The sequence below is a fragment of the Streptomyces sp. NPDC058671 genome, from assembly GCF_042716475.1.
In the GTDB taxonomy this organism is placed as follows: Bacteria; Actinomycetota; Actinomycetes; order Streptomycetales; family Streptomycetaceae; genus Streptomyces.
The window spans coordinates 63,644-84,396 of sequence record NZ_JBHXSA010000029.1 but is presented as its reverse complement, the minus strand read 5'-3'; the positions used below and the strand labels follow the sequence as shown (position 1 = coordinate 84,396).

The 20,753-nt window shown below is 67.7% G+C and carries 23 protein-coding genes and 1 pseudogene; 11 read left to right on the top strand and 13 right to left on the bottom strand.

What is annotated here, in order from left to right; translation table 11 throughout:
• Positions 1 to 1,129: 1,129 nt before the first annotated feature.
• The 3 genes from ACFWV2_RS29075 to ACFWV2_RS29065 form a co-directional block, all read right to left on the bottom strand.
• Positions 1,130 to 1,300 carry an excalibur calcium-binding domain-containing protein gene (locus tag ACFWV2_RS29075; RefSeq protein ID WP_384409380.1) on the bottom strand — a complete coding sequence of 57 codons (171 nt, stop codon included), beginning with the start codon at positions 1,298 to 1,300 and terminating at the stop codon, positions 1,130 to 1,132.
• 389 nt (positions 1,301 to 1,689) lie between these two features.
• Positions 1,690 to 1,848, bottom strand: coding sequence for a hypothetical protein (locus tag ACFWV2_RS29070; protein WP_384409378.1), 159 nt, complete (start codon positions 1,846 to 1,848; stop codon positions 1,690 to 1,692).
• Between the two features lie 318 nt (positions 1,849 to 2,166).
• Complete coding sequence (locus ACFWV2_RS29065; protein WP_384409376.1) at positions 2,167 to 2,424, bottom strand: hypothetical protein; 258 nt, start codon at positions 2,422 to 2,424, stop codon at positions 2,167 to 2,169.
• 268 nt (positions 2,425 to 2,692) lie between these two features.
• Here ACFWV2_RS29065 and ACFWV2_RS29060 point away from each other — a divergent pair, with 268 nt between their 5' ends.
• Entirely contained in the window at positions 2,693 to 3,088 is a 396-nt protein-coding gene (locus ACFWV2_RS29060; protein WP_384409374.1) for a hypothetical protein, read from the top strand.
• 13 nt (positions 3,089 to 3,101) lie between these two features.
• On the top strand, positions 3,102 to 3,491 hold the full coding sequence (locus tag ACFWV2_RS29055) for a DUF6233 domain-containing protein (RefSeq protein ID WP_384409372.1): 390 nt from the start codon (positions 3,102 to 3,104) through the stop codon (positions 3,489 to 3,491).
• Between the two features lie 125 nt (positions 3,492 to 3,616).
• Here the strand turns inward: ACFWV2_RS29055 and ACFWV2_RS29050 are convergent, their stop codons facing one another.
• Positions 3,617 to 4,120: a GNAT family N-acetyltransferase gene (locus ACFWV2_RS29050; RefSeq protein WP_384409370.1), complete on the bottom strand. Its 504-nt coding sequence runs from the start codon at positions 4,118 to 4,120 to the stop codon at positions 3,617 to 3,619.
• 204 nt (positions 4,121 to 4,324) lie between these two features.
• Here ACFWV2_RS29050 and ACFWV2_RS29045 point away from each other — a divergent pair, with 204 nt between their 5' ends.
• Positions 4,325 to 5,554: an IS701 family transposase gene (locus tag ACFWV2_RS29045; RefSeq protein WP_384409368.1), complete on the top strand. Its 1,230-nt coding sequence runs from the start codon at positions 4,325 to 4,327 to the stop codon at positions 5,552 to 5,554.
• 177 nt (positions 5,555 to 5,731) lie between these two features.
• Here the strand turns inward: ACFWV2_RS29045 and ACFWV2_RS29040 are convergent, their stop codons facing one another.
• From ACFWV2_RS29040 to ACFWV2_RS29015, 6 genes are all read right to left on the bottom strand, one after another.
• On the bottom strand, positions 5,732 to 6,658 hold the full coding sequence (locus tag ACFWV2_RS29040) for a Ku protein (protein WP_384409366.1): 927 nt from the start codon (positions 6,656 to 6,658) through the stop codon (positions 5,732 to 5,734).
• 232 nt (positions 6,659 to 6,890) lie between these two features.
• Complete coding sequence (ltrA, locus tag ACFWV2_RS29035; protein ID WP_384409364.1) at positions 6,891 to 8,153, bottom strand: group II intron reverse transcriptase/maturase; 1,263 nt, start codon at positions 8,151 to 8,153, stop codon at positions 6,891 to 6,893.
• A 664-nt stretch (positions 8,154 to 8,817) separates the two neighbouring features.
• On the bottom strand, positions 8,818 to 8,997 hold the full coding sequence (locus ACFWV2_RS29030; protein WP_384409362.1) for a hypothetical protein: 180 nt from the start codon (positions 8,995 to 8,997) through the stop codon (positions 8,818 to 8,820).
• 502 nt (positions 8,998 to 9,499) lie between these two features.
• Complete coding sequence (locus ACFWV2_RS29025; RefSeq protein ID WP_384409360.1) at positions 9,500 to 10,399, bottom strand: hypothetical protein; 900 nt, start codon at positions 10,397 to 10,399, stop codon at positions 9,500 to 9,502.
• Positions 10,396 to 10,920: an RNA polymerase sigma factor gene (locus tag ACFWV2_RS29020; RefSeq protein WP_384409358.1), complete on the bottom strand. Its 525-nt coding sequence runs from the start codon at positions 10,918 to 10,920 to the stop codon at positions 10,396 to 10,398. The genes ACFWV2_RS29025 and ACFWV2_RS29020 overlap by 4 nt, the downstream gene beginning before the upstream one ends.
• Positions 10,917 to 11,063 (bottom strand): hypothetical protein, encoded by a 147-nt coding sequence (locus ACFWV2_RS29015; protein ID WP_384409356.1) that lies wholly within the window; start codon positions 11,061 to 11,063, stop codon positions 10,917 to 10,919. Before ACFWV2_RS29015 ends, ACFWV2_RS29020 begins: the two co-directional genes overlap by 4 nt.
• A gap of 777 nt (positions 11,064 to 11,840) precedes the next feature.
• Between ACFWV2_RS29015 and ACFWV2_RS29010 the strand changes: the two genes are divergently transcribed.
• A complete protein-coding gene (locus tag ACFWV2_RS29010; protein WP_384409354.1) occupies positions 11,841 to 12,311 on the top strand; it encodes a lamin tail domain-containing protein in 471 nt (156 codons plus the stop codon).
• A 563-nt stretch (positions 12,312 to 12,874) separates the two neighbouring features.
• On the opposite strand, the gene ACFWV2_RS29005 is transcribed toward ACFWV2_RS29010, so the two are convergent.
• Complete coding sequence (locus ACFWV2_RS29005; protein WP_384409352.1) at positions 12,875 to 13,099, bottom strand: hypothetical protein; 225 nt, start codon at positions 13,097 to 13,099, stop codon at positions 12,875 to 12,877.
• Positions 13,100 to 13,316: 217 nt separating this feature from the next.
• On the opposite strand from ACFWV2_RS29005, the gene ACFWV2_RS29000 reads away from it, so the two are divergent.
• The 4 genes and pseudogenes from ACFWV2_RS29000 to ACFWV2_RS28985 all read left to right on the top strand — a co-directional run bounded on the left by ACFWV2_RS29000 (position 13,317) and on the right by ACFWV2_RS28985 (position 16,528).
• Positions 13,317 to 14,524, top strand: a protein-coding gene (locus ACFWV2_RS29000; protein ID WP_384409350.1) for an IS3 family transposase whose coding sequence is annotated in 2 segments (ribosomal slippage) — positions 13,317 to 13,605 and positions 13,605 to 14,524 — 1,209 coding nt in all. Because the reading frame shifts where the segments join, the coding sequence is not laid out codon by codon here.
• A gap of 30 nt (positions 14,525 to 14,554) precedes the next feature.
• Positions 14,555 to 14,758: pseudogene (locus ACFWV2_RS28995) on the top strand (hypothetical protein); the annotation flags it as partial.
• 439 nt (positions 14,759 to 15,197) lie between these two features.
• On the top strand, positions 15,198 to 15,647 hold the full coding sequence (locus ACFWV2_RS28990; RefSeq protein ID WP_384409348.1) for a hypothetical protein: 450 nt from the start codon (positions 15,198 to 15,200) through the stop codon (positions 15,645 to 15,647).
• 72 nt (positions 15,648 to 15,719) lie between these two features.
• Positions 15,720 to 16,528, top strand: a protein-coding gene (locus ACFWV2_RS28985; protein ID WP_384409346.1) for an IS5 family transposase whose coding sequence is annotated in 2 segments (ribosomal slippage) — positions 15,720 to 16,068 and positions 16,068 to 16,528 — 810 coding nt in all. Because the reading frame shifts where the segments join, the coding sequence is not laid out codon by codon here.
• 301 nt (positions 16,529 to 16,829) lie between these two features.
• On the opposite strand, the gene ACFWV2_RS28980 is transcribed toward ACFWV2_RS28985, so the two are convergent.
• Both ACFWV2_RS28980 and ACFWV2_RS28975 read right to left on the bottom strand, forming a co-directional pair.
• Entirely contained in the window at positions 16,830 to 17,048 is a 219-nt protein-coding gene (locus tag ACFWV2_RS28980; RefSeq protein ID WP_384409344.1) for a hypothetical protein, read from the bottom strand.
• A 328-nt stretch (positions 17,049 to 17,376) separates the two neighbouring features.
• Positions 17,377 to 18,318, bottom strand: coding sequence for a hypothetical protein (locus ACFWV2_RS28975; RefSeq protein ID WP_384409342.1), 942 nt, complete (start codon positions 18,316 to 18,318; stop codon positions 17,377 to 17,379).
• A gap of 320 nt (positions 18,319 to 18,638) precedes the next feature.
• Here ACFWV2_RS28975 and ACFWV2_RS28970 point away from each other — a divergent pair, with 320 nt between their 5' ends.
• The 3 genes from ACFWV2_RS28970 to ACFWV2_RS28960 all read left to right on the top strand — a co-directional run bounded on the left by ACFWV2_RS28970 (position 18,639) and on the right by ACFWV2_RS28960 (position 20,716).
• Complete coding sequence (locus tag ACFWV2_RS28970; RefSeq protein ID WP_384409340.1) at positions 18,639 to 18,824, top strand: STAS domain-containing protein; 186 nt, start codon at positions 18,639 to 18,641, stop codon at positions 18,822 to 18,824.
• Between the two features lie 457 nt (positions 18,825 to 19,281).
• Positions 19,282 to 19,683 (top strand): hypothetical protein, encoded by a 402-nt coding sequence (locus tag ACFWV2_RS28965; protein WP_384409338.1) that lies wholly within the window; start codon positions 19,282 to 19,284, stop codon positions 19,681 to 19,683.
• A gap of 1 nt (position 19,684) precedes the next feature.
• Complete coding sequence (locus ACFWV2_RS28960) at positions 19,685 to 20,716, top strand: hypothetical protein (protein ID WP_384409336.1); 1,032 nt, start codon at positions 19,685 to 19,687, stop codon at positions 20,714 to 20,716.
• The last annotated feature ends 37 nt before the right edge of the window (positions 20,717 to 20,753 follow it).

Below are 20,753 nucleotides of genomic sequence, written 5' to 3'. Positions count from 1 at the left end.
GGGCGCTGGGGGCCGAGGTGGCCCTCGGCAAGGTCACTCTATCGAGCGGTCCGCGCCGGTCCTGAACGACCGTCGGGAGACCATAGGTGATGATCAGCTCGGGGCGACCGCGACCCGCTCGAAGCCCACCTCGCCGCTGGAGGCCTCGGCGAACGCGATCACGTCCTCGGGAGCGAGGGACGTGACGGGCCGGTCTTGCCCCGCCACACGGGTTGGGGAGACGCGAGGCTCGGCAACATCCCGGTGGGCGAGCACGCCGTGAACGGATGCTCGATCTCGTGTGCCGCATCGAAGAGCTGTGGGCGCCTGGACGGTGGAGTTCTGGCAGGACGACCGGGAACGCCACGTCGGGACCAGCCGCTTCTCTCCGGCGGCGTTCGACGCCCGGAGAGAAGCCAGGGCCGCGGGGCGCGGGGAGAGCGGGAGGCCGGGAGACGGCCAGCGCTGACTCCTACCGCCTCGCTTCCCCCCGAGGCGACCGCCCAGGGCCCGGCCGCGGCGAGGCCCGCCAATCGGGCCGCGCTGGTACCCACCTTCCTTCCGGAACGGGGGTACGGGTTCGGTCGCTACAGATCGAGCGCGACAAGCCCGCACACGCGACAGCCAACCTTCAGCGGGAAACGACACCGGCCTTCAGCAGAAGAACGACACGCCTCACCGAAAGATCCCAGCTCAACGCCCCGCGACCGGATGCACAGCCTTGTCGCGAGGCACTGAAGCATCCATGTCGCCCATCAAGCGAGGCAGGGCGAGCACGGGGCGCAGCCCCACACCGAGCACCACCAGGACGTGGCCCTGGACGCTCGCCTGGGCCGTAGGTGGGGCTGCCCCCGCTATCGGGATGAGTCTTTGTGGAGCAACCTGGTGGGGTAGGGAGGTCCTTCGATGGCGTACCACGAGGAACGGCCCTGGCAGAGGCAGAAAGGCCCACGCTCACGTGTACGGCCTGCGACGGCGCTGGGTTGGCTGCTGGCGCTCGGACTGCTCATTCTCTTGGCCGTGATCGAGGCCCGAGCAGCAGTCATCATCGGCGGGCTCGCTGTCTTGACGGCAGCAATCTTGCTCGTCGGCAGGTGGGCGCAGCGGCATCACGGGAGGGGACGCGCATGAGCGGCACCGGGTGGTGCCGCTACGGGCCGGCGTACGGCTCGCAGGCAACGCCATCCCCATCCCGGTCCAGCTCATCCCGATACCCCGGCTCGCCACGGCGCAACGGTGCCGCTCCGGCGTCCCGCGCTGCATCACAGTTCTCGTAGTACGCCGCTGCTGATGTGGCTGGCTCCGGCAAGTCAGGCGTCACGGGATCGGGAGCCTCGGTCTCAGGAACGTCCGGCTCAGACGTATCGGGCTCAGGCGTCTCAACGGGCGGGGGTACGGAGCTGGCACGGCTGGTGTCTCAGTCACCGTCTCGGTCACCGTAGCTGGGGGGGGGAGCAGGGTCGGGGCGTTCGCCCTCGGCGGGGCCTTCACAGGCGCTGAGGATGGCTCCCAGCGCTAGGAAGGCCACCAGCAGTACAGCGACCACGAACCCACCCTTGGCCCATATCGAGCGACGCGCCCACCAGCCGCCCGTTCTGCCGTGGTCATCCATCGGCACCGCCACGTTGAGGGATCTCCACTCAGTGGAACATCACCCGGTTGGCCCCGCATCACGATGAACCATGCTGCCCGGCCGGGGAGGTTCTGCAGCTAGTCGTAACGGTTCACGTTCGAGCCCGCCACGTCGTACCCGCACGAGTTGAGTTCGGCCGTCGTTCGGGCCGGGGCAGTGTCGACCGTGGCGAGCGCGGGCGCGGCGCCCGCCAGGAGGGCGGCGGCCACGGCCGCGACGGAGATCATCATTCGCATGCCCGGCCAACCCGGGTCCCGGACAGTGGTCACGGCCCTACGGGCATGACTACCCCGATGAGGGACGGGCGGCCCTGACGTCACCTCGCCCCACGAGCGTCACTCATCCGCGTGCCGGAACCGCTCCAACGAAGGACGCGCCCGCCAGCGCAAGCCCCGCCGGCCCCTACGGTGCTCTGTAGGAGGTCGGGCCGACTGGTCGTTGATCCGCCCCCCCTGGCGCCCCCGTACCCAGCGATCCCCGGTACGGGGGCGCGATGCGTTCTAGGGGCGCTGGAGAGCCGCGAGAGCCGCTGTCACGGGCGTGGCCCGAGGCGGTCACCAGGTGGGTGGGAAGACGCGGTTGTGCCACTCGTGCGGGGGCTCGATGCCGTCCCAGCCGATGACGGCGCGGCCGGGCTCGATCTCGACCGCGTCGTCGGGGCCGCCGGGGTGGGCGTGGGTGAGGTGTTCGCGTGCGGCGGCGTGCAGGGAGACCGCGGGGGTGTCCAGGGCGGTGGCCGGGCCGGTGCGCCAGCACAGGGAGCAGCGGGGCTGGAGGTATGCGGCGTGGTCGAGGGCGAGGAGGGAAGTCACCTGGGTTCAACGAGCCAGGGGGCCGTCGGGGCATCGGCTCTGGGCGGGCTCTTGCGGTGTTCTGAGGGCGGTGCGCGCCGTGTCTGGACCCCGTGGGGGTGTGGAGCGCGGGAGGCCGGGTGACGGCCGTGTGTCGCCTGTCTGGGGGCGCGGGGGGCCGGTGTGCGGAGTGTCGCCGTGGGTCTGGTTCGGGGTGGCTGGAGGGTGGTTGCGGTCGGGTGTGTGTGGTGGCCGGCTTCCGGAAATCGAACAGAGGTACGTTTCTGGGGTGAGCGACAACGGCACCGCGAAGAAGGACCCCTACGGCTTCCCCGAGGACCTGAAAAGCCTCCAGGCCCGGCTACATCAGGCCCACGCCGAATATCAGACGCTGTGCCGTGCCCTGCCCTGGTCGGTGGAGCCCCTGCCCGGCTGGCCCGGCACCGTCCACCCGCACACCGGGGAGGTGACCGGCGGTCGCGAGGCGTCCCCCGGCTACACCCCGGAACAGGCCGCCGAGGAAAAGCGCCTGTGGGACCTCGTGCGGGAACTGTCCATCGCAGTGTCGACGCACCCGTACTGGGCCAAGCCGGAACGCGGCCCCGAGCTGATCGCGGCCAGGATGGCGCTCAAGAGCCACGAGGACGTCATGGCCGCCGTCACGGGCGTGGCCGAGGCAGCGTGAGCGGGTGTCCGCCATGGAGATGCCGATAGCCGACCGGCTGGAGAAACAGCGGACGCTGCGGGACTGGCTGCGATGGCAACTGGACCAGGCCGAACGGACGATCCGGGAGCTGGAAGCTCAGCAGGAGCAGGAGCGCCGGCGCCGGGAGGTCGCCCGCCGGGAGATGTCCTGGAAGGTGCTGCCCTCCCGCGCGGTCGAAGGACATCCGGTGCTGCATCGCGGGAACTGCTCGATCGCCAAAAACATGCCCAGCCTCCTCAGCAAGGAGGAGGTACGGATGGCGTTCGAGGAGTTCCCCGGGCTGGAGATGTGCGAGCTGTGCGCCCCCTGGGGAAGCCTCGGAATCGACAAGCCTCCACCACGTCAAGGCCCCTCGGGCGGGAAGCCCTTACTCCAGCGGTAGATCGTGATCTTGCTGATCGGGACCGGTGCGGATAAGGGGGCGGCCACCGTTGATCATCGTGAGTTGTGTGGACTGACGGACTCCGCCGGAGCGCACTGGAGCAGGGTGAGCATGAAGCCCCGGGTTTACGGCAACGAACGTGTGAGCCAGACCACTTCACCGTTGTCTTCCGTGGAAACGTGATCCCGCTCGAACCCGAGCTTCTCAAGGACACGCAACGACGGTGTGTTCCACGTGCCGACGGTCGACCAGAGCCGTTTCCGCCCGGTCGCGATAGCGGCATCGAGCACCGCACCGGCCGCCTCGGTGGCGTAGCCACGCCCATGCGCGCGCTGGAACAGCTCATAGGCGATTTCAGGCTCCTCTAGGGTGGAGCGGCCGATGATCAGCCCGCAGTAGCCGATGAAGTCGCCTTCGTCGCGGCGTTGGATGGGCAACAGGGCGATCCCCGTAGTCGCCGTCGCGGTGAGCAGTTCCCCCATGGACGTTCGGATGTGCTCAACCGTGGGGGTCCCCTTGCCCCGTTCGGAGAGGAGGGCGCAGAAGTCAGCGGCGTCCGACGCGGCCCACGGCCGCAGTATCAGCCGCTCGGTCTCAAGATGGAACGGCATCGTCTGGTACGCAGTCATGCCCCCACTCTGCCCCACGGATCAGCACGAACTACAGCTGGAGTACTAGTACTCCAGCAGGACTTTGATGTTTTGCCTGGTCAACGGCTTGGGTGCGGGGATTGTAGTGGGGTGGTGCCGGAAGCGGGGCGGGTTCGCCGGGTCCGTCCCGCGAACGGGTGCCCTCGCCGTGTGTAGTGACATCGGGCTGGACAGCCACCATGCGTGACTGATGATGTACCCGCCAGCGAGTGGGAACAGGAACTGGAAGAGCTCTTCCTGCAGGTCGGGCACCGCTTCTCACGTGTTGAGCCCAGGCGCCGGATGCGGGACTACGTCCGTGGTCTGCTCGGCCCGGTGGGCCGCAAGAACTCCTGGCAACTGGCCGAGTTCGCCGGGCACTCCACGCCGGACGGTCTGCAGCACCTCCTGGCGAAAAGCCGGTGGGAGGCCGACGAGATCCGTGATGACCTGCAGGCTTATATCGCCGAGCACCTCGGCGACGACGACGGTGTCCTGATCATCGACGACACCGGCTTCGTCAAGAAGGGTGTTACTTCAGCCGGGGTGCAACGGCAGTACTCCGGCACCGCCGGCCGCACCGAGAACTGCCAGATCGGTGTCTTCGCCGCCTACGCCACCACCCTGGGCCACGCCCTGGTCGACCGCGAGCTCTACCTGCCCAAGTCCTGGACCGACGACGCAGAACGCTGCCGCGCTGCCAAGATCCCCAGCGAGCGTGGCTTCGCGACGAAGAACGACCTGGCCCGCACCATGGTCCTGCGAGCGCTCGCCTCCCCGCTGCCCGTCGCCTGGGTCACCGCGGATGCCGCCTACGGGCAGGACTCCCGCTTCCGCCGGTTCCTGGAAGACGTCGGCCTGTCTTACGTCATGGCCGTGCCCAAGTCCCAGCAGGTCCAAGGCCCCCGCATCGACCATCTCATCGGCCAGGCTCCTTCCGAAGCATGGCAGCGGCTCTCCTGCGGCGACGGCGCCAAGGGGCCCCGGATCTACGACTGGGCCGCGGCCCGGCTGCCGGCTGTCTGGGAATTCGACGGCGACGAGCCCACCCGCCAGCGATGGATGCTCGCCCGCCGCAGCATCACCAAGCCTGACGAGCTCGCCTACTTCCTGGCCTCGGCACCCCTGCAGGCAACCCTCGCCGACCTGGTGCGGATCGCCGGCTGCCGCTGGAAGATCGAGGAGTGCTTCCAGAGCGCGAAGAACGAGTGCGGCCTGGACCAGTACGAAGTCCGCCGTTACACCGGCTGGCACCGGCACATCACGCTCGCCATGCTCGCCCACGCGTTCCTGGCCGTCACCGCCGCCCACGCGAGGGAAAAGGGGGAGCCGAGCGGGACACTCCCGACCTCGTGGACCTCACACCAGCCGAGATTCGCCGTCTGCTGGCAGCTGCCCACCGACATCCTGCGGCACAGGGTGACCACTCGATGAACTGGTCGCGATGGCGCCGCCGACACCAGGCCAGAGCCCGCCGGTGTCACTACACACGGCGAGGGCACTCGTTCGCGGGACGGACCCGGCGAACCCGCCCCGCTTCCGGCACCACCCCACTACAATCCCCACACCCAAGCCGTTGACCAGGCAAAACATCAAAGTCCGGCTGGAGTACTAGGAGGCGCGCTTACGGGCGGTCTTCTTCGCCGTGGTCTTCTTGGCGGCTGTCTTCTTCGCGGGCGTCTTCTTGGCCGCTGCCTTCTTCTTCGGCGTGGGCATCTCGTGCACGGTCGCCTCACCCCCGGACGTCTCGCCGCGGCGTTCGCGGGCGTCGGCCACCGACGCCTCCAGCGCGGCCATCAGGTCGACGACCTGACCGGTCGGCGCCGCATCCTCCTCGACAGGCTTCGGTGCCCGGTGCTCGGCCTTGGCGGCGATCACCTCGTGGAACGCCTCGGTGTAGTGGTCGGTGACGTCCAGCTCGGTGATCGAGCCGACGGTCATCGTGTCCATCAACGCGAGCGCGCCCTCGATCTCGTCCTCGGTGAGGGCGGTCTCGGGCGGGGTGACCTCCTCGGAGGAGCGGATCTCGTCGCCCCAGTGCAGTCCGGACAAAAGCAGCGCGTCGCCCACGGGGCGGAGCAGGCCGAGGCGCTCGCGGCCCCTGAGAGCGAACTTCGCGACCGCGACCTTCTCATTGCGTTCCAACGCTTTCCGCAGCAGGACGTACGGTTTCGCGGCGACCTGGCCGTCGGCAGACAGATAGTAGGATCCCGCACCAAATTGGACTGGGTCGACGGAGGTCCGGTCGACGAACGCCACGATCTCGATCGCCTTGGCCGTGGGCAGCGGCATGTCCGCCAGGTCCTGGTCCGTGATCGGGATGACGTGGTCCTTGCTGACCTCGTATCCCTTGCCGATCTCGTCCTCGCGCAGCTCGCGGTCGTCGATCGAGCACGTCTTGCGGTACCGGACGCGGCCGCCGTCCTCCACGTGGATCTGCCGCAGGGACACGTCATGCCGCTCGACAGCGGCCTCCAGCTTGCACGGGACCGTGACGAGACCGAACGACACCGCTCCGGACCACAGTGGACGGGGCATCCGCACACCTCCAGAACCCCCCTGGACGTGCCCTCAGGCTAGGCAGAACCGGCCCGTGATCGCACCCAATCCGTAGCACTGGGGTGCTCGCGCGCGAGGGGTGGGGCGGCCCGGCGGTACTGCCCCCAGATGCTGGGCGCCGGGCCGCCGAGTAGCCGAGGGGAATCTCACCCCTCGGCTCTCACAGATCCGTGCGTAACGATCTCCCGTTACACGGCTCTTGCCGCTCTGATCACCAGGCCGATGAGACATTCGCGGTATAGCGCCAGTGCGCGAACATACGTGGATACCGTTTCACGATCTCCTGTAGTTTCGCGTGGGCCTTCCGCTTCGCCGCAAGCCGCTTGTATTTCTGGCGGATCCAGCGCACCAGGTAGGAGTTGATACGCGTGAGGAGGGAATTGAGCTCCCACGGACGAAAACGCCCGTAGTAGTTCATCCAGCCCGCCACGACCGGATTGATACGTCGGGCGAGCTCTACAAAGGACAGGTCCGAGCGCGTGTGCAGGCGCCAGGATCGGACCAGCGCGCTCATCCTTTTCACGGCCTCTTTGCTGACCGCCGGGGTGAAGGCCGAGTAGTCCCGGCCATACGAATCCCGGTTCTTTCGGGCGCGGAAGGTGTAGCCGAGGAAAGTGAACTCCGTGTGCTCGAAAGCACGCCGGCGTTTGTTGTCCTTGCAATACACAATCCGGGTCTTGGCCGGGTGCAGTCGCAGCCCCACCTCTTCCATCCTCTTCACGAGCGCGGCCAGCACTTCCTGGGCCTGGCGCTCGGTCACGCAGTGGATCACCGCGTCATCCGCATAACGCTCGAACTCGACAGTCGGGAACTCCCGGTCCAGCCACAGATCGAACGCATAGTGCATGAAAAGGTTCGCCAATACGGGAGAGACTGGGGCTCCTTGCGGGGTCCCCTTCTCCCGGGCCAGCAAAGTGCCGTCGGGCTTCTCAAGCGGGGCTTCGAGCCATCGCTTGACATACAGAATCACCCAGATGGCGTCGGTGTGAGCTTCCACTGCCTTGACCAGCAGGTCCCAAGGCACGCTGTCGAAGAACTTCTGGACATCAAGATCAATGACCCAGTCCTTCTTCCAGCAGCGCTCCTTGCACCTCGCGACCGCGTCCAGCGCTGACCGTCCAGGCCTATATCCATAGGAGTCACGGTGGAACACAGGGTCCACCCTCCGCACCAGATGACGGGCCACAACGGTTTGCGCCACACGATCGGCCACGGACGGAATCCCCAGAATTCTCGTACCGCCGCTCTGGGGCTTGGGAATCTCCACCATGCGGACCGGAGGGGGGAAGTATGAGCCCGATGACATCCGATTCCAGACCTTATACAGGTTGCCCTTCAGATCTTTCTCGAAGTCAGCGACGCTCTGCCCATCCACCCCTGGGGCACCTCTATTCGCCCTGACTTCCTCCCATGCCTCCATCACTTCCCGCTTCGAAATTTCAAACGGCTTGGCCTGTGACTTCAACTGGCCCATCGAATTCCTCCCGGGCTCCACCCGGTTGATGCGATCAACACAGTCACGAACGACCCGGCCCCTTCGCTCCACTCCCATTACAGGAGCTTCGGCACTACTACGAGCCGGTCCGCCGACGCGCTCCGCTTCGGTACTCAGACCCTCACGGTGTCAGCCGCTTGGGTTTCTCCCTCTCCCCCACGATTCACCGCAGGGTGCATCGGTGCGCGCCTTCTCCTGTTCCATGCGAAAGCAGCAGATCGGGCTCACGTCGCCTGCATGCCGGACACCGCCCGGCCAGTAAACGGGTATCCGCCGGACCTATCCCGGGACAGGGTGAAAGCCCCGGTTTTGATGTCACCCTTGTGCGTTTCGACACGTCAGCAGCGATTCGCTTGCGCTCGTCTTCCCGATCCCCACCTGACGCCTCTTACGGCGCCTTTTTCTCATCGCTCACCACGACGGTCTTCAGCCAACGCAGCATGAGGCGGTTTGGAGCCTCCCCCCGTAGGGCGACTCCGAAGGGCCTACCTTCATCTTTCACACAGCACCACTTCCAGGAATGGCCCTACGACCAACTCCCTTTCATGTTCAGGACACAATCACCCGCGCACGCCATATCGGCACGGGCTACCGGGACCCTACGGGACAGGCGCGGGCGCCGTACCGGGATCGGTCGGGCCGCTCATCGACGCCGGCGCCACCGCATGAGAGTCGCCGCAAGCTCGGGCAGTGCTCGGATGACGGCAACGACGTCAGAGCGGTGCGCTCGCAGCAGCGCCGTCATGCAGACGGCCGTGGCGCACAACAGCGCGACGCACAGCACCGTGAACACGGCAGCGAGGGTGTACTGGTCGATGGGCATGGATGTCCTCCAGACAGCCGAGAAAAAGTCCGCTCACACCGCACTAGATGTGCGGTACACCGGTGAGGTGGGAGCACCATGGAGGACCGGTGGGTTAGCTACGCAAGCGGTGGTTCTCCCGCAGCCCATCAGTGAGATCGCGACGATTCAATAGGCCGCACGAAAACGTCTAAACCACTTCTGACGCACGGTCAAAACGTCGAAAACGTGTGGCTGCGGCCTCTTGAATGACGCTGCCGAGCGGTGTAGCGGATCCGGGCACATTCGGCGCGCGGCCCAGAACCTGGACGGCAGGACTTGTACCGATCGACGCCCGTGACTCTGCTGTGCCTGGCCTAACAGCTCCGAGTGATCGAACGGAGTGGCTCCAACTGGAGCCACTCCGCCCTTTAGCGGAACCCGTGGCCCGGCAGCCACTCGGTGCCCGTTGCTGAGCCGAAAGGCGTTCTACGCATGTCGCCCTTAATGGCGCCCCCGGGACGGCACGCCCCGCGTGAATGCCTTACGGACCGGCCTGCTCGGCTTCGCGTGCGCGGGACTTTCGGGCTCTCCACAGGGAGCGCATGACGCACACGAGGGTGAGCACGGTTCCGTTCAGGATGAAGCTTGTCACCAGCGCCAGCGTGAGGGGGGAGCCGGTCAGCATCCCCGCTAGTACCAGCAGGGCGTTGAGAAAGATCACGATGAGCGCCACGGCTTCGTTGCCGGCCCAGAAGGGCCGCAGGAGGCGATGAGGTTCGGTTTCTGCCTGGGGGGAGGGGACGTCCACGGAGATGGAGTCGCCCAGCCGCAGGGAGATCGGTGTGGTGACACCGGCCCGAATCATCTCAGCGAGGGCAAGGTCGGCTGTCTGCAACCGCCGAAGCTCCAGTTCCGTCCTCCGGTGCTCGGAGTGCTCCTGGTAGCTCTGGAGCATGCGCTCCCTCTCGTCCTCTCGCTCCCTCTCGCGCTCTCGCTCCCACCTTTCCTGTCGCTGCTCCGCCATTCCAGGGGTGAGGTGCCCGTCCGATGCTCCCGAGTCCAGACTCCTTCGGGAGTCCTTCCGCTCGAGGGCCCCGCCGGATTCCGACCGCTCTTCAGCGCTTGCCGTACCGGTGTGGTCGGCATCCAGCCGTTCCCTCTCGGCCATCTCCCTGTCCGGACGTTCGAAGACGCTGAGAGAGTCGACATAGTCGTTCAGATTGTCGATGCGTGCCGTCTCGTGATGGTCGCGGTGGAGCTTCTCCAGGGCGAGCTCGAAGCGCCGGATCCTGTCCCGCTCATCCGCCTGAGCGTTCAGATTGTCGACGCGTGCCGTCTCGTGAGGGTCGAGGTGGAGATTTTCCAGGGCGAGCTCGAAGCGCCGGATCCTGGCTCGCTCATCCGCCTCGGCGGTAGGCACCTGTGCCTTGCCCGTGGTCACTGGTAGGGACCTCCCTGCCCGTCGTGTCCTTGCTCGAGTTCCCGCCGCAGTGCCCTCAGTCCGTCGTGGCTGTGGCGTTTGACGGTGCCTTCCGCGATACCGAGTGTCTCGCTGACCTCCTCAACGCTGAGCTGGCGCAGGTAGCGCAGCTCGACGACGGAGCGCTGGCGCTCGGGCAGCTTCTGCAGTGCCTCGCGCACGATGATGGAGGCGATCACCTTTTCGTCGCTGGACGCGTACGCCTCCTCATGACCTCTTGCCAGCTCCTCGGTGAGTTCCTTGTCCTGGTAGACCCTTCGCCAGTAGGCCTGCCGCAGGTACCAGGCCACCTTGTGCGCGTATGCCGCAGGCTGCTCGTCGCGGATACGCGCCCACTGGCGCCGGACGGCGAGGAACGCGTCCTGCAAGATCGATTCCGCCTCGTCCACCGGGACCCCGGAGGTGAGCAGTCTGCGGTGCATGGAATCACCGTGCAGGGCGAAGAGGGCGATGACCTCGCCGTCGAATTCCTCGGCGCTCACGAAGTGATCTCCCCCACCGCCGGGTTCTGCCGGCTGGGCTCGACCGGCGCCGGATGCGACGTCCTGCGGATGACCCTCGTACGCCCGCCCGGTTCCGACTCGAAGAAGTCCATGCCGTCCTTGACCTGCGTGACCAGGTCCACGCTCGCCCTATTGCGTTCACGCTCGAGTTCCACTGCGGTCCGGGCACGAACCCTCTCGGTGAGGTACGCCCACATACCCCCCAGCCCGCGAATCCCCCGCAACGCCCCCCGGACCGCTGCCGCCGCTTCCATCACGTGGCCTCCCCTCCACTCGCTCAGATGGACCGTCAACAGCTATATGGGTCAGGCGACGGAAAAGGTTGGGTCCGTCTACCAGAATCTTTTCCCCAGGTCGGCATGGACCTCCCGAAGACCATCGGAGGCCTGTGCCGATCGGGCGCGAGCAGGTCAGGTACGCGAGACTCCGGCCCCGGCACGGGCGCACCGACGGAAAAGACGGCGGCAAGTCATTCGGCTGCCCGCGGGTGGTGCGCCGTTGGTGGGGTGGGCTTTGCCGTCTGCGTGTGCGAGAGGCGGCTTACATGTGCGAGGAAAGGTGCAGAACGGCTGTTACCGGCCTTGATCACCCTGTTGGCGGAGCGCGCTGAGCGCAGTGCCTGGTGGTGGGCCCGGGGCGCGGGGGGCTCATTGTTGATCACTGGACGGGTGGGTGTAGCTGTCAGTGAATGTCAGGGCCACGTCCGCCACATGTCGGTGTCCGGTACAGCCGTCAGTTACGGAAATGTCCGGGGCTGGTAACGGGCTCCGGGCGGCATTCCGGTAGGGCAGTCGGGGCTGCAGAGTTCGAGTCCTCGGCCCAGTACCGGACCGGGACCCGCACCGCCCCCACCAGCCGTATCGGCTGGTGAGGCACAGTTTCTTGAGGAGACATCACCCATGTCTGCTTCTCCGACCGCCCGCCGTGTCGCCGCGACCGTCCTCGCGGCCGGCGCCATGGTGTCCGTCGTCGCCCTGCCAGCCTCCGCTCACGACGGCGACCGCCATCGGACGCCGAAGGTGGAGATCAGCCGCGTCCAGGCCGACAGCCCTGGACGCGACAACCGCACCAACCGGTCGCTGAACGCCGAGTGGGTCGAGATCACCAACAACACCCGTCACGGCATCAACCTCGACGGCTGGACGCTGAAGGACGAGGACGGCCACCGCTACAAGTTCAACGACGTCCGCCTCGCCGGCCGCTCGACCATCCGTATCCACACCGGCGAGGGCCGCGACACCCGCACCGACCTGTTCCAGGACCGCCGCAACTACATCTGGGACAACCACTCCGACACCGCGACCCTCCGCGACGACCGCGGCCGCACCGTCGACGCCGAGTCCTGGGGACGCCACCACCACCGCCGCTGACCCACCCCACCCGTGCCCCGGCCTCCCGCGCGTCCACCTCGGAAGCCGGGGCACCGGCCTGTGATCGTCTCCGTGCTCCCGGGACGCATCATGGTCATCACACACACGGCCACGAGAGCGGCACTGCCGTTGAGCCGGATCTTCCCGTGGGCCGTGGCCGCACCGGGCGAGCGGCACTGGCCGGACGGTGGTGACTTCCTTGGACGTCGCTCAGAGCGCGGTGCGCCCCGAGGAACGCGAGGGGTACATCGAGCGCCTGGCGGCGTTCGTGGAGCAGCACCGCGCCCGCCTGGAGGAGATGCTGCCCACGCACGGGCCGGGCAGCAAGCCCGCCTCGCACGGCCGGTACGCACTGGTCGGGCAGCCCGAGACCCTGGTCATCCTGGAGCGGATGAAGGCCGCGCCGTTCCTCCTGCGCGGCCAGTGGGAGAAGGAGCTGGAGACCGTTTTCCTGGACGACCTCGAGTTCGTGTGGGGCCGCGCATCCGACTCAGCCGGTGAGCAGCCGGGAACGAGCAGCGGGTCCGGACAGAGTGATCCTGTCCGGACCCGCTGTCGTCGGGTCAGCCGAAGTCGAGCGTGTCCTGGGCGAAGTCGGCCGGGGCCGGGGTGGGCGGGGGCGCCGGCGGTCCGTCCGGACGGGCGGCCTGCCAGCGTTCGGCCAGCTCGTCCTTCCAGCCCTTCGGCGGGGGCCACGGAACGCCCCAGGCGGCGAGCTGGTCCCGCTTCCAGCCGCCAGCGGGCGTGCGATCGGCTTCGACCTCTTCGGGTGAGGGGAGGTACGTCATGGATGGTGCGCGCTCCGTGTTCAAGAGTTGTCCCGCAATGTGGTGGCGGAAGACCGACAGGTCAGATGCCTTGCTCAGAGGGAGCCATCCCTCGGGCATGGGAGAGCTCGCAAGCGAGGGAGGTTGAGCGCCAACGGGTGCGTAGTACGGGCCTTGACCCCGGGTTTTGGACACCGGAGAGACTTGGATCTTGATGGTCCAGGAGAACGGAGTCCCCGTGGGGATGAAGCACTATCCCGTCGAGTTCAAGGCGGACGCGGTCGCGTTGTACCGGTCGAGGCCAGGAGCGACGATCAGGTCGGTCGCGGCGGATCTCGGGGTGAACACCGAGACGTTGCGGAACTGGATACGGGCTGCCGACGGGCGCCGGCCCGGCGCCCACTCCGCGCCGGCCACCACGCTGGCGGTCGATGGTGACGTCCAGGCGGAGCTGGCTGCCGCCCGGAAGAGCATTCGCGAGCTGGAGGAAGAGCGCGACATTCTCCGCAAGGCGGCCCGGTATTTCGCGACGGAGACGCGCTGGTGAACCGCTGCCAGTTCGTTGAAGATCACCAGCGCCGTCACGGCGTGAAGCGGCTCTGCGGCATCCTCGGCCTCTCCCGGTCGAGCTTCTATAACTGGCGTCGCACCGCAGCCGCGCGGTCAGCCCGGCAGATTGTCGAGGCCGGGATCGCGGCTCGGATACGCAAGGTCCACCAGGACTCCGACGGCACCTACGGAGTTCCCAGGATCACCGCCGAGCTCCGTGACGAGGGCGGCCCGGTGGTCAACCACAAGCGGGTCGCGAGGATCATGCGGACCATCGGGCTCGCGGGAGTCCGTCTGCGGCGTCGGCATCGCACTACCTTCGCGGACCAGACGGCTTCGAAGGCGCCGGATCTGATCGGTCGTGACTTCACCGCGGTCGCGGTGAACACGAAGTACGTCGGCGACAGCACATACCTGCCGGTCAGCGGCGCGAGGCCGCTCTATCTGGCGACCGTCATCGACCTCGCCTCACGGCGGCTGGCCGGGTGGGCGATCGCCGATCACATGCGCACCGAGCTCGTCGTCGACGCCCTGGCGGCCGCCGAGCGAACCCGCGGCAGTCTCGGTGGAGCGGTGATGCACACCGATCACGGATCGCAATATACGAGCAGGGCCTTCGCGGAAATCTGCAGGTCAGCAGGGGTCCGGCAGAGCATGGGCGCGATCGGGTCCAGCGCGGACAATGCTGCAGCGGAAAGCTTCAACGCCGCCTTCAAGAGGGAGACGCTCAAGAGCCGGAAGGCCTGGCCGAACGAGCGTGAGGCCAGGCTCGAAGCCTTCCGCTGGCTGACCCGTTACAACACCCGGCGCCGACATTCCCGCCTCGGTCAGCGGTCTCCGGCCGCCTACGAGAACGACGTCCAACCAGCGGCAACTACCCTGGCCCAAGCGGCATAGACGTGTTCAAAATCTGGGGTCAAGGCCCTCATGGTCCCCACCCTGGATCTGATCGTGCAGAGCGCGCAGACCTGGCGGCGGGTCGGGCACCGGGAGCCGATGGTCGCGGTCTGCTCGGTGGACAAGGACGAGGTCCTCGAGCAGCTGGGGGTGCGCACCACCACTAACCCGATCCAGCTCGCCATGTGGGCCGGGAGCGGTCCGGTGGTCGTGTTCGCCACGTATGCCTCCCTACGGGTCCCGCTGTGCGCGGGCGCGGTAGACAGCGTCGTCGACCAGGGCGCTCGGCGCCCTCGTGCTGGTCGCCGTGACAGGTAGCCGCCCAGGTCGTAGTTGGCATCCTCGTAGGGCTCGTGGGCACCGTCGGAGGCGAGCAGCAGCCACCCGGGGCGGGCCTGGAAGACGGGGGGAGAGACGTCCCGCACGTCACAGGATCCTGGTCCGATGGAACGGCACTCGCCAACCTGCTCACCGCACCCGTTGCCGCAGACGTCATCTTCGATGACACCGCCGAGTGACCTCGGGGCCCTTGTCCTATGTTTTTGCACAAGAAATAGCCCGCTCAAGCGGCCCTCAGCACCGAGCGTGTCACCGAACACCGTTGTCAGCCCCCGGCTGTACCGTCACCCCAACGGCTCAATCAGTGCACTCATGCCACAGAAGGGTGTTGTACGTGACCGAGCACGAGGACAACGACGTCCGACGCACCGACCAGAACGGCCCGCAGGTCGTGGAACCGATTATGGACCTCTACCTGCGACTCTTCCTGGACGTTCTGGGTCGGGACTCAACCAACCAATCCAGTTTCGGCTTGACGCTGACGGTACCCGGCGGCCTCGTGTCCGGCACCGCCATCAGCCACGGGGCGTACATGGAGGCCACCGACGCCTTGCTCCGCGACGCTGGCAGCAACGGAGGCATGTTCCTGGCCGATTACCTCGATGCGATCACGCAGCAGCTGGACGAACTTCAGGATCCGGAAGAACTGAAGGAGTTCCCGCGGATGATCCATCTCAAGGACGTCCGGATCATAGCGGGCAACCGGACGATGCACTCCTCCCTTTGGAGGGGCAGGTTGGCGGATGTCGTCGGCTGGTCCTTCGGGACCCTCTCTGACGAGTAGAGCTCCCGCATCGAGAAGCGCACCCGCGCTTTAGAGGCCATCTCATTTGGGTGCCTCGGTATTCTGTGAGTCATGGTGGGGATCGTTGAGCGGTTGGTGCCGGACGAGTTGTGGGAGTTGTTCCAGCGGGTGGTGCCGGAGGCGCCGTCGCGGCCGCAGGGCGGTGGTCGGCGTCGGCACGGCGACCGGGAAGTGCTGGCCGCGATCGTCTTCGTGGCCACGTCGGGTTGTACCTGGCAGCAGCTGCCTACGGCGTCGTTCGGCCCGTCCGGAGCGACCGCCCACCGGCGGTTCTCGGAGTGGTCGAAGGCCAGGGTGTGGGCCAAGCTCCACCGCCTGGTCCTCGACGAACTCGGTGCCCGCGGTGAGCTGGACTGGTCGCGGTGCGCGATCGACTCGGTGAACATGCGGGCCCTGAAAAGGGGGACCTGACGGGTCCGAATCCTGTCGACCGGGGTAAGTACGGCTCGAAGATCCACCTGATCACGGAACGGTCGGTTCTGCCCATATCCGTCGGCATTTCCGGGGCCAACCTGCACGACAGCCAGGCCCTGATCCCGCTTGTGAAGGGCATCCCGCCGATCCGCTCGCGCCGCGGCCGACGACGGCGCAAGCCCGGCAAACTCCACGCCGACAAGGGCTACGACTACGCCCACCTGCGGCGATGGTTACGCGAGCGCGGCATCACCCACCGCATCGCCCGCAAGGGAGTCGAGTCCTCGAAACGGCTGGGCCACCACCGCTGGACCGTGGAACGCACCATGGCCTGGCTCGCCGGCTGCCGCCGCCTCCACCGACGCTACGAACGCAAGGCCGACCACTTCCTCGCCTTCACCAGCATCGCCTGCACCCTCATCTGCTACCGCAGACTCGCCAAATGAGATGGCTTCTTAGGCGAGAGGGGTGGCCGCCCGGGAGTCCGGTTGGCCGCCCCTTTTTGGTGCGCCTGGTGGGTCGGATAGGGGTGGAGAAGGTCAGGATGGGATGGCCGATGTGGTGGTGCTCGATCTCGACGCTGCCATCTCGCCGCTCCACGCCCCCAGATGAGACGTCCGACCGTCTCGGCCACCGCAACACTGTGATGCCTGCCTCCCTGGCACGCCGCCGTGAGGCGGACCAGGCGGCCCACGGGCACCTCGTCGGCCATGGCGCGCAGCTGCACGGCGGTCCGGTTGATCAGGGTCAGGGCTCGGGGGGGGTCTTCAGCACGTGGGCGTAGACGTCGTCGTCCAGGCCGGTGCGGTAGCGCTTCGCGGGGTCGTCGGCCGGGTTGCGCAGGACGCGGCTGAGGTCGAGGTAGAGGCCGTCTGTGACGAGGCCGTGTGCGCCGTCATGGCGGATGCCGATCGAGGAGATGACGGCGGCGACGGGGCCGCGCCCGGGAAGGTGTGTGGTCTGCACGTCTCCACCCTCGTCCGGCTTCAGGCCGCTGGAAGGAGTTGTCCGTTGCCTCCGAGAACGGACAACGGGCAACGAGACGCGCCGTTTCGGGTGTGGGCATGGAAGTAGTGTCAGCCGCGGATGGTGCTGGCGGGGTCCTGGCTCCAGTCCAGCTCCCGCCGTACCCCCGGCCCCGGCCCGGTCGTCGTCCTCGCCGGGGCCGGCGGACACGCTAGGCGAGGTGAGCACGACCGCCGGCGGGACGGGCAGCAGCGGCGGGGCCGGGCGGGGGGATCCTGTCCAGCCCCACCGCGGCGGATTGGGCTAACTTCGCGCACCTGTAGCAGTGTCAGGATCTTCCGCTCTCGGACGCCCCCAGGGTCAGGATCTCGCCGAGGACGATGTAGGTCTGCAGGAACACAAAGCGGGCTTCGTCGACGGGGACCTCTGCGTGAGTGCCCGCTGAGCAACGCTCGTAGAGATCAGACAGGGTCCGACGGAGCCGGTCCCTCCGATTCTTGGAAGCCCCGCGGGCGTGGGTGTGGGCCTGGAGCCGATTCAGTACCTGCTGAGGACCGACCCGCAGGGTGACCCCGTCACCGATCGTGTACTGCTCATCCCGGGCGGGGAACACGTAGTCCGCACAGGAGTCAATAAGCCGGCGGCAGGTGGTGAGAGCCTGGCTGACAGACTCTGAGTCACCGTCCCGGAGACGGTCAGAGACACGTTCGATCTTGTCGAGCGCAGTCCCGCTCGCCGCCGCCAACGACCCGTCGATCTTCTCCTGAGTGTCAGCGAACAAACTCGCCTGGAGCTCGCTGAACAGCAGCTCGTGGTAGATCTCGGCAACCATGTCGTAGACGGTCGCGACGACTTGCGCGCAGATCCCGGCCCACGTGCCGATGTGGCCTGCGGAAGTGATGATCCGCTCGTCGTGACGGCGCGACGCAAGCAAGATGTTGTCGCCCGAATAGTCACCCCCGCCGCGCATGGCGTCGATGGCCTGCTGATTGGCCTCGACCTGAGCCTCCACCTTCCCAATCGACAGGGTGTAGCGGGTGCCTTTCTCCTTATCGGCCCAACGACCCGCCCGGCTGATCCACGCGTCAGTCGACCTGGCGGTCCCGTACCCGTTGCGCTCCAGCCCGAGGAACTCCGTGAGCTCGGTGTGGCCGACCAGCCGGGCGAGCCGACTCGCCTTCAGGACGATCTCAGATGCCTTCAACCGCTTGAGCTCTATATCGGCCAGGAGCTCGTCTGCTACGCGGATCGCTTCTTCTTGTCGCCCCACTGCCGACCGCCTCTGCTCGCACTCTGCTTGAGAGCAGTCGTACCACGTCGGTCCGACACCTTGTCCCGATTATCCGGCAGTCAGGACGGCAGTCCTTCTCCTTGTCCAAGCGCCGCCGCCGGTACCGGCCAGGAGGGCCACACAGGGCGTTTCTGCCCGGCCTGTGGGTCAGCCGAAGTCGAGCGTCTCCTGTGCGAAACCGTCCGGCGCCGGGGTCGGTCGGGGCGGGGACGGCGGTGCACCGTCCTGGTGGGCGGCCCTCCAGCGCTTGTGCAGCTCGTCCTTCCAGCCCTCGGGCGGAGGCCCGCCAGGCGGACTTCATGGATTCCAGCGGCATCAACATCCTCGTCACCGCGAACAACGGCGCCCGCTCTCACGGCGGATCGCTGCGCCTGGCCCACACCCCCGCATCCGTACTCGCCCTGCTACGCGTCGTCGGTCTCGACAATCTCATCCCCCTGTATCCCACCCTCGAAGAGGCCCTGGCACCCCCAGCCGCCGCCTGACCCCGGGCACCCCTGCCTGCTCCCCACCACCGCCGACAGCAACTGACGCGGCACAGGCACGACGCCCCGAGCGGCAAGCAGCCGGCTGAACAGCACCCCGAACACGCCGGAACAGGACTGAACATCCCAAAGCCGCTTTCCGGGGCCTCGGCACACCAGGCATTTCCCGCCTCGGACGTCTCCTCACGTGGGCCATGAACCGCGGTGGAGGCGCTCCCCCATGGAGATGCAGTCTCCGCTGCCGTGTCTGCTGCCGCAAGTAAGTACTGCGGCGTCACAGTGGCCCACCACGACGCTCTCCGGAGCAAGGCCCCACCGCGCCGGACCGGCTCAGCGCTCCTCGCTGTGGGTGCCCGTTACCACCCGATGTCGGTTCGCCCCACGTGGGTTAGCGGGCCCTGGAGGAGCGGGTAGCGTCCCGGTGGGGAAGCGGGGACGACACCGGGGGGAGACCGCGATGGCCGATGAGAGCGCAGCCGACCGGCGGGTGCGGACGAAGGACGCGCTGGCCCGCGTGTGTGCGGAGCTGGAGGACCGGCGGGCGCTGCTGCGGGAGACCGGCGGGGAAGCCGTACTCGACCGGCTCCTGACCGCTGTAGGGGCTGGAGGCGATGTCGAGCGGGAACTGGATGAGCTCCACGACACGCTGTTGCGGGGCGGTGACGCGGCGGGCGTGTACGGGGACGGCCTGCGCGCGCCAGGGGCCCGCCCGGACGTCCTGCCGGCGGCGGACCCCGTCGACGTCGTGTTTCTCTGCCCGGCGGGCCGCTGCTCGCGCCTGTGGTGGCCGGGCGACACCGGGGAGGAGCCGCCGATCTGCTCGCTGTCCGGGGAAGCACTGCGCTGGGCGAGGGTCTGACGTGGGCGGGCTGCTGGCCGAGGTCGGCAAGCGTCTGGCCGAGCGCTGGGTGTCCATACTGGTGCTGCCTGGAGCCCTCTATCTGGCGGTACTCGCTGCGGGACGGGTCCTCGGGCACGGGCACGCGCTCGAGGTGGCACGGCTGGTCCGATACGTCGATGCCCTGGCCGCGTCACCGCGCGCGGGTTCGGTCGGCAGTCTGGCCGTGGTGCTGATCGCCGGGCTGCTGGGCGCGGCGGCTGCGGGCGTGGTCGCCCAGGCACTGGGCTCCGGTGTCGAACGGGTCTGGGTTGCGGTCGAGTGTGACGCCTGGCCCGCCCCACTGCGCTGGCTCGCTCGCCAACGGGTGGCCGCGCGCGCCGGCCGCTGGGACGAACTGACCCGGCGGCGCAGAGTCGAGGTCGAACGGCGCGCGCGGCAACGGGCCCTTGGACCCCAGGCGTCCACCGCCACCTCGCCACCCACCGCCCCTACCGGCATCCCGTCGCTGGCGGATCAGCAACGCCGCATTGCGCGCATCGCCCTCGAAAGGCCAATCTGCCCCACGTGGATGGGCGATCGCGTCGCCGGTGTGGCGGTGCGCCTGCGGCGCGAGTACGACCTCGATCCCGCCACCGTCTGGCCGCACCTGCGGCTGTGCCTGCCCGAGACGACACGCGCTGAGTTCACCGAGGCCCGCAGCGAACTGGGCCGTACGACAACCCTCACCGGCTGGGGCGTGCTGTACGTGGGCGTGGGCGTGCTGTGGTGGCCCGGGCTGGTCGCCGCGGCGGTCCTCGTCCTCACAGGCTGGCGGCGTACCCGAGCCGCGACGGACCTCTACGCCCAGGTCTTGGAGGCGGCGATGAGGCTGCACGCCGTCGAACTCGCCCGGCTGCACGGCTTGGTGCGGGGTGAGGAGCCGCAGCGGCTGGACCGTCGCATCGGCCGCGAACTCACCTTCTTGCTCCAGGGGCAGGGGCACCTGATCTCGTTGACAGCCCCGAGGAGCGAGCCCGTCCCGAGCCGGACGGGCGAGACACCGGCACCGTGATGCCCGTGGCCCGGGCGACGCCCCGGCGCCTCCTGTC

Bases quoted from the DNA above. Each gene is read 5' to 3' on its own strand.
- ACFWV2_RS29070 (WP_384409378.1), bottom strand. From the start codon at position 1,848: ATGCGAATGATGATCTCCGTCGCGGCCGTGGCCGCCGCCCTCCTGGCG.
- ACFWV2_RS29055 (WP_384409372.1), top strand. From the start codon at position 3,102: ATGGAGATGCCGATAGCCGACCGGCTGGAGAAACAGCGGACGCTGCGG.
- ACFWV2_RS29050 (WP_384409370.1), bottom strand. From the start codon at position 4,120: ATGACTGCGTACCAGACGATGCCGTTCCATCTTGAGACCGAGCGGCTG.
- ACFWV2_RS29040 (WP_384409366.1), bottom strand. From the start codon at position 6,658: ATGCCCCGTCCACTGTGGTCCGGAGCGGTGTCGTTCGGTCTCGTCACG.
- ltrA (WP_384409364.1), bottom strand. From the start codon at position 8,153: ATGGGCCAGTTGAAGTCACAGGCCAAGCCGTTTGAAATTTCGAAGCGG.
- ACFWV2_RS29030 (WP_384409362.1), bottom strand. From the start codon at position 8,997: ATGCCCATCGACCAGTACACCCTCGCTGCCGTGTTCACGGTGCTGTGC.
- ACFWV2_RS29010 (WP_384409354.1), top strand. From the start codon at position 11,841: ATGTCTGCTTCTCCGACCGCCCGCCGTGTCGCCGCGACCGTCCTCGCG.
- ACFWV2_RS29005 (WP_384409352.1), bottom strand. From the start codon at position 13,099: ATGACGTACCTCCCCTCACCCGAAGAGGTCGAAGCCGATCGCACGCCC.
- ACFWV2_RS28970 (WP_384409340.1), top strand. From the start codon at position 18,639: ATGGATTCCAGCGGCATCAACATCCTCGTCACCGCGAACAACGGCGCC.
- ACFWV2_RS28965 (WP_384409338.1), top strand. From the start codon at position 19,282: ATGGCCGATGAGAGCGCAGCCGACCGGCGGGTGCGGACGAAGGACGCG.